Source organism: Trujillonella humicola (assembly GCF_046233715.1).
GTDB lineage: Bacteria > Actinomycetota > Actinomycetes > Mycobacteriales > Geodermatophilaceae > Trujillonella > Trujillonella humicola.
On sequence record NZ_JBJNRJ010000034.1, the window covers coordinates 21,901 to 39,362 of the forward strand.

Annotated in this window: 16 protein-coding genes; 8 read left to right on the forward strand and 8 right to left on the reverse strand. The window is 75.2% G+C overall.

All coding sequences use genetic code 11. From position 1 onward, the window contains the following. Positions 1-53 precede the first annotated feature (53 nt). The gene (locus ACK586_RS16370; protein ID WP_409331557.1) at positions 54-788 is read right to left on the reverse strand and encodes an iron-dependent transcriptional repressor DtxR; all 735 of its coding nucleotides are present in this window, start codon (positions 786-788) and stop codon (positions 54-56) included. A gap of 172 nt (positions 789-960) precedes the next feature. Between ACK586_RS16370 and ACK586_RS16375 the strand changes: the two genes are divergently transcribed. After that, positions 961-2,142: an acetoin utilization protein AcuC gene (locus tag ACK586_RS16375; protein WP_409331558.1), complete on the forward strand. Its 1,182-nt coding sequence runs from the start codon at positions 961-963 to the stop codon at positions 2,140-2,142. A 60-nt stretch (positions 2,143-2,202) separates the two neighbouring features. Next, complete coding sequence (locus ACK586_RS16380; RefSeq protein ID WP_409331559.1) at positions 2,203-4,902, forward strand: bifunctional acetate--CoA ligase family protein/GNAT family N-acetyltransferase; 2,700 nt, start codon at positions 2,203-2,205, stop codon at positions 4,900-4,902. Positions 4,903-4,956: 54 nt separating this feature from the next. Here ACK586_RS16380 and sigB read toward each other — a convergent pair whose 3' ends face one another. Both sigB and ACK586_RS16390 read right to left on the reverse strand, forming a co-directional pair. Further along, on the reverse strand, positions 4,957-5,940 hold the full coding sequence (gene sigB, locus ACK586_RS16385) for an RNA polymerase sigma factor SigB (protein ID WP_409331560.1): 984 nt from the start codon (positions 5,938-5,940) through the stop codon (positions 4,957-4,959). 257 nt (positions 5,941-6,197) lie between these two features. Continuing rightward, positions 6,198-6,728 carry a D-aminoacyl-tRNA deacylase gene (locus tag ACK586_RS16390; RefSeq protein ID WP_409331561.1) on the reverse strand — a complete coding sequence of 177 codons (531 nt, stop codon included), beginning with the start codon at positions 6,726-6,728 and terminating at the stop codon, positions 6,198-6,200. 88 nt (positions 6,729-6,816) lie between these two features. On the opposite strand from ACK586_RS16390, the gene ACK586_RS16395 reads away from it, so the two are divergent. Next, positions 6,817-7,749 (forward strand): DUF368 domain-containing protein, encoded by a 933-nt coding sequence (locus ACK586_RS16395; RefSeq protein ID WP_409331562.1) that lies wholly within the window; start codon positions 6,817-6,819, stop codon positions 7,747-7,749. Positions 7,750-7,768: 19 nt separating this feature from the next. Here ACK586_RS16395 and ACK586_RS16400 read toward each other — a convergent pair whose 3' ends face one another. Beyond that, positions 7,769-8,446 (reverse strand): DUF1028 domain-containing protein, encoded by a 678-nt coding sequence (locus ACK586_RS16400; RefSeq protein ID WP_409331563.1) that lies wholly within the window; start codon positions 8,444-8,446, stop codon positions 7,769-7,771. Positions 8,447-8,523: 77 nt separating this feature from the next. Here ACK586_RS16400 and ACK586_RS16405 point away from each other — a divergent pair, with 77 nt between their 5' ends. The 5 genes from ACK586_RS16405 (at position 8,524) to ACK586_RS16425 (ending at position 14,151) form a co-directional block, all read left to right on the forward strand. Beyond that, the gene (locus ACK586_RS16405; RefSeq protein WP_409331564.1) at positions 8,524-9,111 is read left to right on the forward strand and encodes a sugar O-acetyltransferase; all 588 of its coding nucleotides are present in this window, start codon (positions 8,524-8,526) and stop codon (positions 9,109-9,111) included. Positions 9,112-9,327: 216 nt separating this feature from the next. Next, complete coding sequence (locus tag ACK586_RS16410; RefSeq protein ID WP_409331565.1) at positions 9,328-10,308, forward strand: SDR family NAD(P)-dependent oxidoreductase; 981 nt, start codon at positions 9,328-9,330, stop codon at positions 10,306-10,308. Further along, positions 10,305-11,219 carry an alpha/beta fold hydrolase gene (locus tag ACK586_RS16415; RefSeq protein WP_409331566.1) on the forward strand — a complete coding sequence of 305 codons (915 nt, stop codon included), beginning with the start codon at positions 10,305-10,307 and terminating at the stop codon, positions 11,217-11,219. Before ACK586_RS16410 ends, ACK586_RS16415 begins: the two co-directional genes overlap by 4 nt. Then, entirely contained in the window at positions 11,216-12,592 is a 1,377-nt protein-coding gene (locus ACK586_RS16420; RefSeq protein WP_409331567.1) for a hypothetical protein, read from the forward strand. Before ACK586_RS16415 ends, ACK586_RS16420 begins: the two co-directional genes overlap by 4 nt. Further along, complete coding sequence (locus ACK586_RS16425; protein ID WP_409331568.1) at positions 12,583-14,151, forward strand: hypothetical protein; 1,569 nt, start codon at positions 12,583-12,585, stop codon at positions 14,149-14,151. The genes ACK586_RS16420 and ACK586_RS16425 overlap by 10 nt, the downstream gene beginning before the upstream one ends. 43 nt (positions 14,152-14,194) lie before the next feature. On the opposite strand, the gene ACK586_RS16430 is transcribed toward ACK586_RS16425, so the two are convergent. The 4 genes from ACK586_RS16430 to ACK586_RS16445 form a co-directional block, all read right to left on the reverse strand. Next, on the reverse strand, positions 14,195-14,509 hold the full coding sequence (locus ACK586_RS16430) for a hemolysin III family protein (protein WP_409331569.1): 315 nt from the start codon (positions 14,507-14,509) through the stop codon (positions 14,195-14,197). After that, positions 14,500-14,691: a hemolysin III family protein gene (locus tag ACK586_RS16435; RefSeq protein ID WP_409331570.1), complete on the reverse strand. Its 192-nt coding sequence runs from the start codon at positions 14,689-14,691 to the stop codon at positions 14,500-14,502. The genes ACK586_RS16430 and ACK586_RS16435 overlap by 10 nt, the downstream gene beginning before the upstream one ends. 6 nt (positions 14,692-14,697) lie before the next feature. Continuing rightward, positions 14,698-14,892: a hypothetical protein gene (locus ACK586_RS16440; RefSeq protein ID WP_409331571.1), complete on the reverse strand. Its 195-nt coding sequence runs from the start codon at positions 14,890-14,892 to the stop codon at positions 14,698-14,700. Positions 14,893-15,061: 169 nt separating this feature from the next. Next, the gene (locus ACK586_RS16445) at positions 15,062-17,179 is read right to left on the reverse strand and encodes a SpoIIE family protein phosphatase (protein WP_409331572.1); all 2,118 of its coding nucleotides are present in this window, start codon (positions 17,177-17,179) and stop codon (positions 15,062-15,064) included. Positions 17,180-17,462: the final 283 nt, after the last annotated feature.

Genomic DNA, 17,462 nt, shown 5'->3' on the forward strand with positions numbered 1-17,462 from the left:
CTCGCACGGTCCCGCCGCGAGCTCGCGAGTGGCGGGGGCGAGGGGGTCCTTCCTCAGAGGCGCGGCGCCGCCTGGGCGGGGGTGAGCTCCTCGTCGAGCGCGTTGACGAAGACGTGCTGCGCGACGCCCACGGGAAGCAGCTCCCCGTCCACGCTCACCGTGTCCCGCTCCACCCGGGCCAGGACCGTGGCGCCGGGCCGCAGCCCCTGCTCGGCCAGGGAGCGGATGAGGTCGGTGTCCTCCTGCAGCTGCTCGCTGATCCGGCGGATCTCCACCCGGCGGCCACCGGGGGTCGCCGTGGTGGACAGCAGCGTGAGCGCGTCGAGGACCGCCGAGGTCTCGCCGCCGAGGGGCGCGGCGGGGGAGTCCCCGCCCAGCTCGTCGAGGCCGGGGATGGGGTTGCCGAAGGGCGAGACCGTGGGGTTGCCGAGCAGGGCGAGCAGCTTCTTCTCCACCGCCTCGCTCATGACGTGCTCCCAGCGGCAGGCCTCCTCGTGGACGTCGGCGTACTCCAGGCCGATGACGTCGACGAGCAGGCACTCGGCCAGGCGGTGCTTGCGCATGACCGCGGTGGCCAGGCGGCGACCCTGCTCGGACAGCTGCAGGTGCCGGTCGCCCTCGACGGTGAGCAGGCCGTCGCGCTCCATGCGGGCCACCGTCTGGCTGACCGTGGGACCGCTCTGGTGCAGGCGCTCGGCGATGCGGGCGCGGAGGGGGACGACCCCCTCCTCCTCGAGCTCGAAGATGGTGCGGAGGTACATCTCCGTGGTGTCGATCAGATCGTTCACAACTCTCCTCCGTGTCACCGCCCATCCTACGGGCGGCAGCCGCGCACCCGGGCTCACCGGAGCAGGTGAACGGCGGCACGCCGCGCCGGATTCCCGGCGGTAGCGTCCGGGGTCCCGGGACCGGGCCCGACGGCGGGCGCGCGGCCGGCACGACCGGGAAGGAGGACGGCGCATGAGCGACTCGCTCGCCGTCGTCTGGGACGACGCGCTGCTGGGGTACACGATGGGCGGCGACCACCCGATGCACCCGGTGCGGCTGGACCTCACCGTGCGGCTCGCCGACAGCCTGGGCGTGCTCGCCGGCGACCGGGTCACCGTGGTGCGGCCGACGCCGGCCGGTGAGGACCTGCTCACGCTGGTGCACGACCCGGCGTACCTGGACGCGGTACGGCGCGCCCCGGCCGACCACGGGGTCGGCCACGGCCTGGGCACCGACGACAACCCCATCTTCGAGGGCATGTACGAGGCCGCCGCGCTCATCACCGGCGGCAGCGTGCAGGCCGCGCGCATGGTGCACGAGGGCTCGGCGCAGCACGCCGTCAACATCGCCGGCGGTCTGCACCACGCCATGCGCGACCGGGCGTCGGGCTTCTGCGTGTTCAACGACGCCGCGGTGGCCATCGCCTGGCTGCTGGCCCAGGGCTACGAGCGGATCGCCTACGTCGACATCGACGTCCACCACGGCGACGGCGTCCAGGCCGCGTTCTACGACGACCCGCGGGTGCTGACGATCAGCGTGCACCAGACGCCGCTGACCCTGTTCCCGGGCACCGGGTTCCCGGAGGAGACCGGTGACCCGGACAAGGCGCTGGGGAGCGCGGTGAACCTCGCGCTGCCCAACGGCACCGACGACTCGGGCTGGCTGCGGGCGTTCCACGCGGTGGTGCCCGGGGCGCTCGCGGCCTTCCGGCCGCAGATCCTGGTGACCCAGTGCGGCTGCGACGCCCACCACGAGGACCCGATGGCCGACCTCGGCCTCACCGTCGACGGCCAGCGCGCCAGCTACCGGGCGCTGCACGACCTCGCCCACCAGCTGTGCGACGGGCGATGGGTGGCCCTCGGCGGCGGCGGGTACGGGCTCGTCCGATGCGTACCGCGGGCCTGGACACACCTGCTGGCCGAGGTGGGCGGCGACCGGCTGGACCCGGCCACGGAGATCCCGGAGTCCTGGCGGGAGGACGTCGTCCGCCGCGGGCTGCGGGCCCGGCCGCCCACGCACATGACCGAGGGCGGCTACACCGGCTTCGCCCGCTGGGACCCGTTCACCGAGTCCCGCGTGGACCGGGCGATCCTGCGGACCCGCCGCGCCTCCTACCCCTACCTCGGCCTGGACCCGGACGACCCCCGTGATTAAGGACCTCCCAGCCCCCCACCACTCGCGAGCTCGCGGCGGGCCCCTGCTGGGAGGCCGGCGGTGAACCCGACCCCAGCCGAAGAGACCCCGGAGCCACAGCCGCCGGCGCACTGGGAGGCCGACATCGTGGCCGCCGACGGCGGCACGGTGCACCTGCGCCCCATCCGGCCCAGCGACGCCGCCGGTCTCGAGGGCCTCATGGAGCGCAGCTCCGACCAGACCCGGTACTACCGGTTCTTCGGTCCGATGAAGCGGCTGAGCGAGCGCGACCTGCGCCGCTTCACCCACGTCGACCACGACTCCCGGGTCGCGTTCGTGCTGCTGCTGGGCGACCTGCTGATCGGCGTCGGCCGCTACGACCGCTACCCCGACACCGACGACGCCGAGGTGGCCTTCCTCATCGAGGACGCCCACCAGGGTCGCGGGCTGGGCTCGGTGCTGCTGGAGCACCTGGCCGCCGCGGCGCTGGAGCGCGGCATCACGCGGTTCGTCGCCGAGGTGCTGGCCCAGAACAACCGGATGGTGCGGGTCTTCCTCGACGCGGGGTACACGCCCACGCGCACCTACGAGGAGGGCATCGTCCACCTCGCCTTCCCGATCGCGCCGACCGAGGCGGCGCTGGCCGTGGCCTCGGAGCGCGAGCAGCGCAGCGAGTCCCGGTCGATCGCGCGGCTCCTCACGCCGTCGTCGGTGGCGGTGGTGGGCGCCAGCAACGACGAGAGCAAGATCGGCAACGCCGTCCTCCGGCACCTCCTCGCCTACGGCTTCGACGGGCCGGTCTACCCCGTCAACCCCGGCGCGCGGCACGTGCGCGGCGTCCCCGCCTACGCCGGGCTGGAGGACATCCCCGGCGACGTCGACCTCGCCGTCGTCGCGGTCCCCGCCGAGGAGGTCGCCGGCGTGGTCGAGGCCGCGCGGCGCAAGCGGGTGCACGGGCTGGTCGTCATCTCCGGCGGCTTCGGGGAGTCGGGGGAGGAGGGCCGGGCCCGGGAGCGGGCACTGGTCTCGGCCGCCCGGGCCTCGGGCATGCGGGTGGTCGGCCCCAACTGCCTCGGGCTGGTCAGCACCGACCCGTCGGTGCGGCTGAACGCCAGCCTCGCCCCGCAGGTCCCCGCCCGCGGCCGCGTCGGCTTCTTCGCGCAGTCCGGCGCGCTGGGGGTGGCCCTGCTGGAGCGGGCGCGGGCCCGCAACATCGGGCTGTCCAGCTTCGTCTCGGCCGGCAACCGCGCCGACGTCAGCGGCAACGACCTGCTGCAGTACTGGGCCACCGACCCCGGCACCGAGGTCGTGCTGCTGCACCTGGAGAGCTTCGGCAACCCGCGCAAGTTCGCCCGGCTGGCCCGCTCGGTGGGCCGCACCAAGCCGGTGGTCGCGGTGAAGAGCGGCCGGCACGTGCGCATGACGGCGGGGCTGGCCGGCACGTCGGTGGCGGTGCCCGAGGAGTCGGTGGCGGCCCTGTTCTCCTCGGCGGGGGTCATCCGGGTGGAGACCCTGGCGCAGCTGTTCGACGTCGGCACGCTGCTGGCGCACCAGCCGCTGCCGGCCGGCGACCGGGTCGCCATCGTCGGCAACTCGACCGCCCTCGGTGTGCTGGTCGCCGACGCCGTCCTGGAGGAGGGGCTGGAGCTGGCGCACGACGTGCCGGTCGACGTCGGCACCACCGCCGGCCCCGGCGCCTTCGCCGACGCGCTGCGCCGGGAGATCGAGGACGACGACGTCGACGCGGTCGTGGCGGTGTTCCTGCCGCCGCTGGCCCAGCACGCCGAGCAATTCGGCCGCGCGCTGCTCGAGGTTGCGCGGACCTCGCAGAAGCCGGTGGTGGCCACCTTCCTCTCCACGGAGGGGATCCCTCCGGAGCTGACCGTGCCGGGCGAGGACGGGTCGCCCGCGCGGGGGTCGGTGCCGTCGTACTCCACCCCCGAGCGGGCGGTCATCGCGCTGGCCAAGGTCGCCGAGTACGCGCGCTGGCGCCGCCGGCCCGTGGGTGAGCTCCCCGAGCTGGCCGACGTCCGCGAGCCGGAGGCCCAGGCGCTGGTGCAGCGCGTCCTGGCCGAGGCGCCGGAGGGCCGGGTGCTCACCGACGACGAGCTGATCCGGCTGCTCGGCGCCTACGGGCTGCCGCTGCTGCGCACGCTCACCGCGACCAGCGACGCCGAGGCCGCGGCGGCGGCCGACGCCATCGGCTACCCGGTGATCCTGAAGTCCACGGCCCCGTGGCTGCGGCACCGCACCGACCTCGGCGGGGTGCGGATGGACCTCACCGACGCCGCGGCCGTCCGGGCGGCGTTCCGCGCCATCCCGGCGGGCGACCCGGTGATCGTCCAGGAGATGGCGGCGCCGGGCGTGGCGACGGTGGTCGAGATCGTCGACGACCCGTCCTTCGGCGCGCTGGTCAGCTTCGGCGTGGGCGGCGTGGCCACCGAGCTGCTGGGCGACCGGGCGTACCGGACGCTCCCGCTGACCGACCTCGATGCCGCCGAGCTGGTGCGGGCGCCCCGCGCGTGGCCGCTGCTCGACGGCTGGCGCGGCTCCGAGCCGGTCGACGTCGCCGCCCTCGAGGACCTGCTGCTGCGCGTGGGGCGGCTGGCCGACGACCTGCCCGAGGTGCTGTCGCTGACCCTGGACCCGGTGATCGTCGGCCCCGCCGACCCGTGGCACGGCGGCCGCTCGCTGGTCATCGCCGGCGCGACGGCGCGCGTCGGCCGGCCCACCGCGCGCGTCGACCCCGGCCCCCGCCGCATGCGCTCGCCCGGGGTCTGAGCGCGACGAGAGCCCGCCACCCAGGAGGGGGACGGGCTCTCGTCGTGCGACGGGTTACGCGAGGTAGTCGCGCAGGGCGTCGGCGCGCTGCGGGTCGCGCAGCTTGGCCATCGTCTCCCGCTCGATCTGCCGGACGCGCTCGCGGGACAGGCCGAACTGCTTGCCGATCTGCTCCAGCGTCCGGGGCTGGCCGCCGTCGAGGCCGAAGCGGAGGACGACGACGTCGCGCTCGCGCTCCTCCAGCGTCTGCAGCACGTTGCGGACGTCGCCCTTCATCATCTGGAAGGCGACGGCGTCCTCGGCCACCGCGGCGTCGGCGTCCTCGATGAAGTCACCGAGCCGGGACTCCTCGTCGGCGCCGACGGTCTGGTCCAGGCTGACCAGGTCGCGGCTGTACTCCAGCAGCTCGGTGATCCGCTCGGGCGTCATGTCCAGCTCGAGGCCCAGCTCCTCGGCGGTGGGCTCTCGCTCCAGCTCCTGGTGGATCCGGCGACGGGTGCGCACGACCTTGTTGACCTGCTCGGCCAGGTGGACGGGCAGGCGGATCGTGCGGCCGGAGTCGGCCATGGCGCGGGTGATCGCCTGGCGGATCCACCACGTCGCGTACGTGGAGAACTTGAAGCCCTTGGTGTAGTCGAACTTCTCGACCGCACGGATCAGGCCGACGTTGCCCTCCTGGATGAGGTCCAGGAACGTCATGCCGTGGCCGGTGTAGCGCTTGGCCACCGAGACCACGAGCCGGAGGTTGGCCTCCAGCAGGTGGCGCTTGGCGGCCTTGCCGTCGGCGGCCAGGGCGGTGTAGTCGCGCCGGAGGGAGGGCGTGAGCTGCCGCTCGGTGAGCAGCCGCTCGGCGTACAGGCCCGCCTCGATGCGCTTCGCGAGCTCGACCTCCTGCTCGGCGGTGAGCAGCGCGGTCTTGCCGATCGTGTTCAGGTACACGCGCACGAGGTCGGTGGACACCAGGCCGCTGGTGTCGGGCTCGCGGCGCGGCGAGCGGACCTCGAGGGCGTCGTTGGGGGAAGACTGCAGGAGCGTCACGATGTGTCTTCGTCCTTGCCTCTGGTTCGGATGCCCCGCCGCACGTCGATGGCGGCCGGGCGACCGGGCGTCGAATGTGAGGGCTCCGGTGCCGGCCGGCCGCCCTCGCGGTTCTCGTCTGTGTGGTACGCCCTGTCCAACGGCGGCGACGGGCCTCGGTGTTCCACAACCGGACCGTTCACAGCCAACCCACAGGACGTGTGTTGCGTCACCGGTACCTACCCCGCCGGAGGCGGGACGAACTACCCCGCCGGCGGTCAGATCTCCAGCAGCAGCGTCATGGGTCCCTCGTTGACCGAGGAGACGAGCATGCGGGCCCCGAACACGCCGGTGGCGACCGTCGCGCCGCGCCGGCGGAGCTCCTCGACGACCTCGGCGACCAGCGGCTCGGCCACCTCGCCGGGCGCCGCGTCGGTCCAGGAGGGGCGGCGGCCCTTCCTCGTGTCGCCGTAGAGCGTGAACTGGCTGACGACGAGCACGGGCAGGCCCAGGTCCGCCGCGGACACCTCGCCGGTGCCGGAGGGGCGGCGGCCCTTCCTCGTGTCGCCGTAGAGCGTGAACTGGCTGACGACGAGCACGGGCAGGCCCAGGTCCGCCGCGGACACCTCGCCGGTGCCGGAGGGGAAGATCCGCAGCTCGTGGATCCGGCCGGCCAGCCGGCGTGCCCCCGCGGGGTCGTCGTCGCGGGCCACGCCGACCAGTGCCAGCAGCCCGCGACCGATCTCGCCGACGACGACGTCCTCCACCGTTACAGCGGCTGCAACGACCCTGCTCACCACGGCGCGCACGGCGTCATGGTCGCCGGTCCGTGCCACGGCGTGCCCGGCGCCTCCCGGTGACGGGGGATCCCCGGGCCGGGTCGGTAGGTTGGTCCCGGTGCACGCAGCGACGTCCGGCAGCTCCGTCCCCCCACCGCCCGAACCGCGGCTGACCGCGGCGCCGGGCCACGTCCTGCGCGGCGTGGCGATGGGCGCGGCCGAGGTCGTCCCCGGGGTGAGCGGCGGGACCGTCGCCCTCGTCCTCGGCGTCTACGAACGGCTGATCGACGGGGCCGGGCACGTCGTCAGCGCCTTGCGGCTCGCCGTCACCGGCCGTCCGGCGGCGGCCGGCGCGGAGCTGCGCCGGGCCCACTGGCGGACCATCGTCCCCGTCCTGGCCGGGATGCTCGTCGCCGTCGTGGTGGCCGCGCGCCTGCTGGAACCGGTGATCGAGGACCACCCCGTCGGAGCCCGGGCGGTCTTCTTCGGGATGGTGCTGTTCTCCCTGGTCGCGCCCGCCCGGATGGTGGGCCGCTGGGCGGGCCGCGACGTCGCCGTGCTGGTGCTCGGCGCCGTCGCGGCGTTCGTGCTGACCGGGCTGCCGCCGGCCGGGGACGCCGACCCCCGGCTCGTGCTGGTCACGCTGGCCGCGGCCGTGGCGATCTGCGCCCTGGTGCTGCCGGGCGTGTCCGGGTCGTTCCTGCTGCTGACCCTGGGGCTCTACCAGCCCACCCTGACCGCGGTGAACGAGCGCGACCTCGCCTACCTCGGCGCCTTCGCGCTGGGCGCCGCGCTGGGACTGGGGCTGTTCGTCAAGGCCCTGCAGGCGGCGCTGAGCCGGCACCACGCCCTGACGCTGGCGCTGATGACGGGGCTCATGGCGGGCTCGCTGCGGGCGCTGTGGCCCTGGCAGGACGCCGACCGCGGCGTGCTCGCGCCCGACGGCGGCGCCCTGCCGATGCTGGCCCTCGCCCTGGGGGCCGGGCTGGTCGTGGCGGCGGTCCTCCTGCTGCAGGAACGGTTCGACCGCCGGGCGGCCGCCGCCCGCTGAGCACGGCCGGCCTCCGGCCTCACCGGAGCTGGTCGCGGACCATCTGACCCATCGGGTCATCGCGCGTCGGGAGCTGCGCGATGACGGGCAGCAGCCGTTCGGCCAGCTCGCCGTGCAGCCGGCGCAGCTCGGCCACCGGGTGGTCGGCGTGGTCGGCCCGGAGGTCCCACAGCGGATAGGCTTCCTGCCCGTGGACCAGCAGGTTCCCCGACAGGGCGCCCTCCCGGTCCGCTCCCGTCGCCTCCCCGGCCTCGAGGGCCCGCAGGATCCGCTCGGCCAGGTCGAGGTCCGGATCGGCCTCGAACGCCCGGGCCGTCGCCTCCAGCGTCTCCGGCCCGACCAGCCGGTTGCCCTGCACCGCCCAGCCGTCCCCGGTCAGGTCGCCGGACCAGTCCAGCGTCCGGGAGCCGGTGTGGACGGCGACCCGGCCGTCGCGGTCGACGACGCCCACCTGGCGGAAGTCCCGGCCCGGGTCCACGGCCAGGACCATGTCCAGCGCCTCCTGCGCCGGGCGCCCGCGGGCCATCAGCGGCAGCCCGTCGACGGCGTGGTAGGGGTTCATGCTGGCCTGGCTGCTCACCGCGCCGGCGTCGGTGAGGGCGTGGCAGGCGATCTTGCCGACGCCGACCGACGCGGTGATCGCGCCGACGCCGAGCTGGCCGGTCCGCGGGCAGCGGGCGACGAGGGAGAAGGTCATGTCCGCCCGGTTCCCCCACCGGCCGCCGGCATGCGTGGCCCCGGAACGGGGCGCAGGGCCCGCCGTACGGTCGGCCCGTGACCCACGCCGAGGACCCCCGGAGCATGCGCGAGCGGATGCTCGCCGGCGACCCCTACATCGCCGACGACGCCGAGCTGGCCGAGGACAGCGCCCGCGCGCTGGACCTCAGCGCGGCCTACAACGCGACCTCGGTGCGCCAGGGGTCGCTGCGCCGCCGGCTGCTGGAGGAGCTGCTCGGCGCCGTGGGGGAGGGGACCGAGCTGCGCCCGCCGCTGCACGTCGACTACGGCAGCCACATCCGGATCGGCGCCCGCTGCTTCGCCAACTTCGGCCTCGTCGCCCTCGACGTCGCGGCGATCACCATCGGCGACGACGTCCAGATCGGGCCGAACGTGCAGCTGCTGACCCCCACCCACCCGCTGGAGCCGGGGCCGCGGCGGGACAAGTGGGAGGCCGCCGAGCCGATCGTCATCGGCGACAACGTCTGGCTCGGCGGCGGGGTGATCGTGCTGCCGGGCGTGACCATCGGCGAGAACACGGTGGTCGGTGCCGGGGCGGTGGTGACCCGTGACCTGCCGGCGAACGCGGTGGCGGTGGGCAACCCGGCGCGCGTCGTCCGCGTCCTGGAGCCCGGCGACCGCTGATCGGCCGCCGGCCGCCGGCCGACGGGCCCGGAGCCCTCCGCCGGTCCCTGGATCGTCACCTGATCGTCACGGCGGGGCCCGAGCCTGCCGGGAGCGCGCAGGGTGCGAGGCGATCCCCTGCGGAGGTCCGCCCGGTGGAGGCCGGCCCGCGGTGGCAACGACTCCTCACGACCGACCAACGACCGGGCACCGGCCCGGCCGACCGGGAGGAGCGCGGTGAGGAAGATCGACCAGTCCGTCGTGGTGGTGACCGGTGCCTCCAGCGGCATCGGCCGGGCCTGCGCCCTCGCCTTCGCCGAGGCCGGCGCGTCGGTCGTGCTCACCGCCCGGCGTGGTGACGAGCTGGAGGAGGTCGCGCGGCAGTGCCGCCTGCGGGGTGCCGATGCGCTCCCCGTGGCCGCCGACGTGACCGACGACCGGGCCGTCAGCACCGTGGCCCGCCGGGCGGTGGCCGCCCACGGGCGGATCGACGTCTGGGTGAACAACGCTGCGGTCATCGCGTACGGGCGGCTGGAGGAGGTCCCCCCCGAGCTGTGGCGGCGGGTGGTGGAGACCGACCTCATCGGGACCTACCACGGTGCGCGCGCCGCGCTGCCCTGGTTCCGCGAGCAGGGCGGGGGCGTGCTGATCACCGTGTCGTCGATCCTCGGCAAGGCGCCCGCGCCGTTCCAGAGCGCCTACGTCGCGGCCAAGCACGGCCAGCTCGCGCTGGCCGAGTGCATCCGGCAGGAGACCACCGACGTCCCCGGCATCCGGGTGAGCACCGTGCTGCCCGGGCCGGTCGACACCCCGCTGTTCGCCAGCGGCGCCAACGTCACGGGGCGGCGCGTGGTCCCTCCGGGCGCGCCGGTCGACCCGCGCCGGGTGGCCGCCGCCGTCGTCCGCTGCGCCCGTCGTCCGAAGGCGGAGGCGGTGGTCGGGGCGTCGACGCGGCTGGGCCTGCTCGGCACCCGTCTCGCCCCGCGCCTGGCCGAGCGCGTCACCGCGCGCGCGATGCGCCGGATGCACTTCTCCGACGAGCGGGCCGAGCGCACGGAGGGCAACGTCCTGCGACCGTGCGACGGCGCCGGCATCGACGGGGGATGGCGCGAGCCCGACCGCGGCCGGACCGCCGGCGTCGCGCTCGGCGTGGGCGGGGCCGCGCTCGTCGGTGCCGTCGTCGCCGCGCGGCACGCGGGACGGACGCCGGTGACATGACGACGCTGCTGAGCGCCCGTCCCGCCGGTGCCGCCACCGCTGCGGTCGACGACGTCGTCGAGGTGACCGTCGACGCACCACCCGCCTGGGTGCGGCGGGCGGGCGGGCGGCCGGCCCGCTGGCGGATGCACGCCCGCGCCGGCGGCATGCGGGCGGGCGCCGTCCGGCGCCCGCCCGTGGTGCTGGTGCACGGGCTCGTGGTCGCCTCCGGGCTCGTCGCGCCCCTGGCCGAGCGGCTCGCGACCGACGGTCCGGTGTTCGCCCCCGACCTGCCCGGTTGCGGGCGCAGCGACAAGCCCGAACCGGTGCCCGACATCGGCGAGCTCGGCGACGCGCTGGCCGCCTGGTGCCGGGCGGTGGTCGGCGAGCCGGCGGTGCTCGTGGGCGTCTCGATCGGCAGCCAGGTCGTCGTCTCCGCGGCCACGCGCGCCCCCGGCACCGCCGCGGCCGTGGTCCTGGTGGGGCCGACCGTCGACGACCGGCGGCGCAGCTGGTGGGCGCAGCTGCCGCGCTGGCAGGCCGAGCAGGCGACGCAGAGCTGGCGCACCCGCGTGCTCCAGGCGCGTGACTACGCCCGGGCGGGCGTGCCCCGTGCCCTGCGGACCTTCCGCGCGGCGATGGACCACCGTCCGGAGGACGACGTCGTCCACCTGACCGTCCCCGCCCTGGTCTGCTGGGGCAGCCGCGACCCGCTGGTGCGCAGGGAGTGGGCGCAGCACCTGGCCGACCTGGCTCCGAACGGCCGCCTGGCCGTGCTGCCCGGAGTCGTGCACGCGGCGACCGCGGAGAACCCCGTCGAGACGGCGCGCGTCCTCAACGGGTTCCTCGACGACGTGCCCGGCCTGTTGGAGCACCGGGTGCAGGCCGGCGACGGCAGCGACGACCGACGACGAGAGGCGGTCCCCACGTGAGCACCCCGAACTTCCTGGCCACCTTCGACTCGGCCACCACCCTGCTGTCCGCGACCGCCGCCGGCGTGCGCGGCGAGCCCTTTCCCGCCCTGGGGAACCCGCCGGTGCTGAAGCCGGCGGTCAAGGCCACGCGGTGGCTCCCGCGTGCCGCCCGGGAGCAGGTGTTCGTCGCCAGCGGGGCCATGGAGACGATCAAGGCCCGGCGACTGCCCCGTCTCGACCTCGAGCAGGTCTCCGACTGGGTCGCCGAGGAGTACCCGGAGCGGCAGTACCCCGCCGTCGCGGTGGGCTCGGCGAGCGGAGCGCTCAGCTACCTGTGCACGGCGCTGGGCATCCCGTGGCTGCCGCAGACCTTCCTCATCGCGGTCCGGCAGGACGTGCACCCCGACGACCCCGTCGGGGCGCTGGACGCGGGGCGGGAGCCGGGACGACGCTTCGTGGAGGCCCACCCCGACGTGCAGCTGCACCACATGCACGACGCCGCGCAGGACCGGCTGATGGTCCGGAAGCTCACCTACTTCCGCTACAAGCGGCGGACGCTGGGTCCCGGGTACGAGCGCTTCCTGCGCGAGCGCCTGGCGCCCGGCGGCACCATCGTGATCAGCGAGTGCCGGGCCTCGTGGTCGACCACGACGGTGGGTCCGCGGCACGTGTTCCAGCACGGGGCCCTCGGCGGGGCCACCGAGGAGGAGTTCCACTCCGGCGGGGAGCGCGTCGCCGAGTACCTGGAGCGTTACGACTCCCCGGTGCGCCGGTGGGACGAGCCACCGCGCGACGGCCGCAGCCCGGAGGCCGAGTGGGGTCTTGCGCCCGCGCTGGCGGAGGACGTCGAGCGGTTCGCCGCCGAGCACGGCTACCGGGTGCGTCGTCTGGTCTTCGACGGACCGGACGTCCCGAGCCCGATGGTCGCCGACCTGTACCGGTGGTGGTACGCGCGGCGCAACATCCCCGCGCGGCGGCTGTTCGTCAGCTCGTTCGCCATGAACGAGCCGTGGTGGACGCTGCGCACCGGCTCGGTGCCCTACTGGATGTTCTTCAACGAGGAGAACTCCCTGAAGGGCCTCTTGCGCTACCTCGACGCCCGGGAGCCGTTCGACGACATCGTCCTGGCGCTGTTCCAGAACGGCGTGGAGACCATCGGCCAGCCCTCCGGTGAGGCGTGGCAGGAGGTGCTGGACCGGGCCCGCAGCAGGGGCATCTTCTCGGGGACGTCGCTGGCCGAGTTCCCCTACGACTTCGGCCAGTTCGCCCGCTACGACGAGGCGCTGGCCGATCTGCCCGCCCGCTATCCGGTCCCTGCTCCGCTGTCGCTGGCCGACTTCGAGGAGTTCCTCGGGGAGGCCGGGCCCTACGACGGGCTCGAGTGGCGGTAGCGGTCGGTTCGCCGCCGGCCCGGAGGACCGCTCCACCGGGCTGGCGGCGGTGCGCGCTCCTGCCGGCGCTGGCGCTGGGGGTCGTCGTCCTGGCGGCGGCCGGGGTGGTCCCCACCTGGCCCGGGCTGGTGCACCTGGTCGGGCTCCCGCCGCTGGACCTGTTCGCCGATCTGCGGGTCCTCCTCGTCGCCACGGGCAGCTGGCCGGCGTTCGTCGTGCTCCTGGTGCTGGTGTTCGCGGCGCGGGTGGCGGTCCTGGCCTTCCTCATGGGCGGGCTGGACCGCGCCCGGCTGCGGTTCGCGGCGCTCTTCTACGCCGTCGTCCTGCCGCTCCTGGGCCTGGTGGCGTTCCTCGACGCGGCGGCCTACACCGTCCTGTACTCCCGGGTGTTCTGGGTGGCGCTCACCGTCGTCGCCATCGTCGTGCTCACCGACGGGCCGGTGCCCTGGCAGGGCACGGCCCGCCTGCGCCGCGCCATCGCCGGCGGCTGGCGGGAGGCCCTGCGCCTGGAGGTCACGCTGCCCTACGCCGCCGTGGTGCTGGCCCTGGGCGCGCTCGCCGACCGGCTGCCCGCGCTCACCCTGCCGCTCGTGCCCGTGTCCGCCCTGGCCACCGTCCTGGCAATCCGTGCGCTGTCCCGGCCCGTCCCGGCCTGGGTCCGACCGCGGTCGGCGCTCGCCCGGCTGGGGGCCTTCGCGGTCGTCCTCGCCGTCGCGGGCACCGCCTTCGTCTCCACCCGCGGTGTGGCCATGCCGGCCGACGCGGACCCCCGCCCGGGCTCGCTGCTCATCATGTCCGGCATCAACAGCTCGTCCGGGTCCGGCGCGATCTTCGAGGTGGAGGTGGAGCGGCTGGGCTTCGACTGCGATCAGACCTACTACTTCTCCTACGCCGGTACCGGCGACGGGCAGCCGCAGAACTCGGCCACCTGCCCGATCCGCACCGGGGCCCCCTATCAGCCGGAGGACACCCAGCGGCCCGTCGAGGAGCAGGTCGAGCTGCTCGCCGAGCAGGTGTCGGACCTGCCGCGGCCGGTGGTCGTGGCGGCGCACTCCCATGCCGTCTGGGTGGCGTGGGAGGCGGCCGGACGCGGAGCGCCGATCGACGTCCTGGTGTTCGTCGGGGCGTTCGCGGACAGCCCGCTGGGCTATCCGCCGCAGGGGGAGGACGGCACGGGCCGGGTGCTGGGGGACCTGATCCGCGCCTTCGTCCCGGTCACCGACTGGGTCGACTTCCACTTCCGCCCGGACGCGCCGGCCTCCCGGGAGCTCCTGGCCACCCCGGGGGCCGCGTCGCGGATCATGGACCGGCCGCTGCCTCCGGGCGTGCGGTCGCTGAGCATCACGTCGGCCACCGACCTGCCGTTGATGCCGGGCGGGTGGCGGCTGGCGGTGGACCGCAACGCCTGCCCGGCCCGCGCCTCGCACCCGCTGCTTCCGCAGCAACCGGTCTTCTACCAGGAGGTCAACCGCTTCCTGGACGAGCGGCCGGCGCTGCGGTGCCCGCCGTGGCGGGACTGGGGAGCCGCGCTCAGCATCCCCTTCGGCCCGCCGACGTGAGCCGGTCGGCGTACCGCGCAGGGGCGGCAGCCGGCGACGCTGCTCAGCCGCCGAGCAGCGCGATGGCCGCGACATGGCAGGTGGCGGCGGCGCAGACGAGGGCGCGGAAGACCTCGTGGTAGCCGAACACCGACGGGTACGGGTCCGGCCGGCGGCGGTGGAACACGACGGCGCCGGCGATGTAGAGCAGGCCGCCGAGGACGACGAGGACCGCCGGGGCGGTGCCGGCGTTCCTCCAGAGTGCCGGCAGCGCGAGCCCGGCGGCGGCTCCCAGCCCGATGAACACGCCTCCCACGAGCCACTCGGGGGCCCTCGTGCGCACCATGTGCACCCCGGTCGCGACCGCGGTCAGGACCACAGGACGATCAGGCCCACCAGGCCGTACGCACCCGGAACGGCGAGCAGGAAGACCGAGGAGGCCGTCCCGGAGATCAGCAGGAAGAGCATGACGTGGTCGGCTCGTTGCAGGACGCGACGAGCGGGCGGCCCCCAGGTCCCCCGGTGGTAGAGGGCGCTCACCCCGAACAGACCGATCAGCACAGCGGCCTAGACGGCGACACCGACCAGGTGGGTGACGCCGTCCGTCGCCACCAGCAGCAGGGGTCCCGCCACGAGCGATGCCCCGAACCACACGAGGTGCAGCCAGCCGCGCAGGAGGGGTTCGGTGTAGTGGATGTCCCGGCGGGAGTCGTAGAGCAACTCCGACAGCGGGACCGAGCGCACCGACGCGCCGTCCGTCATGGTCGCGAGTGCGGGCTCTGTCACCCGCGGCCGCCGGGCCGGGGGGCCGGCTGCACCGTCCTCGACCACGTGCCTGCCTCCCCGAGGCCGGAAGCAGGAGTGGCGGCCTCCGGCGGGTCCCCGCACGCGGACGGGCGCGGGTCGGAGGACTCCACGCCGGAGTTCGTGATCACGTCGCTCGGTGTGCGGTGGCCCGCGCGGCAGGGGTGACCGGCAGCGCTTCCCCGGCGGGGTCTGCGGAGCGGCGGTGTCCGGACGGGGACGGCTGCAGCCGCAGGCAGATGAGGACGACGTCGTCGTGCAGCCGCTGCCCTCCGATCAGTTGCTCCATCACGGCGTCGCACCAGGCCCGCGGGTGGGCGCCGTCGAGCCGGGAGGCGACCGACGCCAAGCGGCCCAGGCCGGCGTCGAGGTCGGCGTCGCGGCGTTCGACGAGGCCGTCGGAGTACCAGAGCAGCATGGAGCCGGGCGGGATGTCGACCGTGGCCTCCGAACGGGGCTCGGCTGCGGCGGCGAGCGGACGGGACCGCCCGCCCGTGAGGAACCCGGCGCGGTGGTCGGTCACCAGGAGCGGCGAGGGATGGCCCGCGCAGGCGTAGCGCAGCCGGCCGGTGACCGCGTCGTACTCGCCGTAGCCGACGGTCGTGAGTCCAGCGCCCGGGATGGTCGCCGACACCCGGTCGAGCGCGTCGAGGACCGCGGCCGGGCCGTCGTGCGGTGAAGCGGCCAGGACGCGCAGGGCCGCGTGCAGCCGCCCCATCGCGGCCGCGGCACGCAGGTCGTGCCCGACGACGTCGCCGACGGCGAACCCGAGCCTGCCGTCGGGGAGGGGGAAGGCGTCGTACCAGTCGCCGCCGACGTCGTGGTGGGAGTCGGCGGGGCGGTAGCAGCCGGCGAACTCCGCCCCGGGCAGCTCATCCGGCACGACGGGCAGGAAGCACTGCTGCAGCTGGTGCGCAGCCTCTCGTTCCTCCTCGTACAGCCTGGCCCGGTGCAGCGCCGGGGCCATGAGCTCGGCCAGCGTGCGGGACATCGCTTCGACGTCGCTGTCGATCGCCCCGTCGTCGGCGAACCGGAACTCCAGCGCCCCGAACGTCGTGCCGGCGGCCCGGGCCGGTACTGCCAGCGTGGCCGGCGACCAGGCCCGGACGGAGGCGTGGCGCCGGGCCGCTGTGGCCAGCGGCGACGGGTCGTCCAGCGGCACGTCGGTCACACCACTCCCGGCCGTCGTCCGGACCCGCAGCCGGGTGCCGTCACCCTCGATCACCCCCACGGACCCGGAGTCGGCGAGCAGGCCGATGCCGGACCGGACGAGCACCTCCGCGATCGCGTCCGTGGTCGCCGCGGTCGCCAGCCCGGCGGTCACCTGCTGGAGCGCCTCCACCCGGCGCCGGGCCGCGGCCTCGCGCCGGTACACCGACCGGGCGCGCTCCCGCTCGGCGACCTCCACGGCCAGCAGCCAGGCACCCAGGACCGCCACGGCGATGAACAGTTGCAGGGCGGCCGCCTCCATCCGCGGCGAGTCGTGGAGCGGAGACCACGGTCCCCGACCGACGACGGTCATGACGTTCGCGGTCACCGCGACCACCAGGCCGGCCTCGGTGACGAGGGCGACCCCGTGCCGGACGGCCAGCCAGAACAACCAGGGGATGGTCAGGTAGGCCATGGGGACGGCGATCGGCCAGAACACGGCCGCCGTCACCCCGGCGGTCGCCAGCAGGAGCACCGTCCGTCGGAACGGGCTCGGAGCATCGGGGCGGCCCCGGTCCAGCCGCCAGGTCAGCACCGCCCCGGCCACGGTCAGCACGCCGAGCCCGTCGCCCGCCCAGAACGGGAGGAGGCCGTCCAGCACGGCCGGCCCCTGCACCCAGTGGATGGTCATCGAGCCGATCAGCCCGCCCACGAACGGGCCGGCCAGCACCCCGCAGAGGAGGAAGATCCCGAGATCGCGGCGGCGTCCGAGATCGAGATCCGGGGCGAAGCGGCGGAGGAGGGTGGCCCCGACCAGGGGCTCGGCGGTGTTGGCCAGGGCGAAGCCCCAGGCCGCGACCGGGCCGATGCCCTGCGTCCGATCGATGACCACCTCGACGAGTGCGGCGGTGACCAGGATCCACGGCCACAGCCGCCGCTCGGTGAGCACCAGCGCCGAGAGGGTCACCCCGGCGGGCAGGAAGAGGACGGCGCCGGTGCTCGACGACTCGAAGAGCACGAAGGAGGTCAGGGAACCGGCGGCGTATCCCGCGGCGACCAGGAGCAGGAGCCGCCAGGGCACGGACAAGCGCGTCACTTCGCCCTCCGCACTGCCGAGGCTCTCGCCCGTCCGTTCGACGGAATCGGTACGGGGCCGACCCTGCCGGCCGCCGGCGGCCGCGATGCCGTGGACCGCACCGCGCCGGAAGACCGGCTTCCGCCGTCTCCGGCGGGAGAACGGGGGCGGGCCACGTTCCCGGCGGGCGGCCCAGCGGCCCACGTTTGGACCGCCGGGCCACGGGCATGTCCGCGGTGCCACCCACGAAGACCCCAGCACCGCTGCGCAGCCGACCGACATGTCGGGAACACAGGGTGCCCGC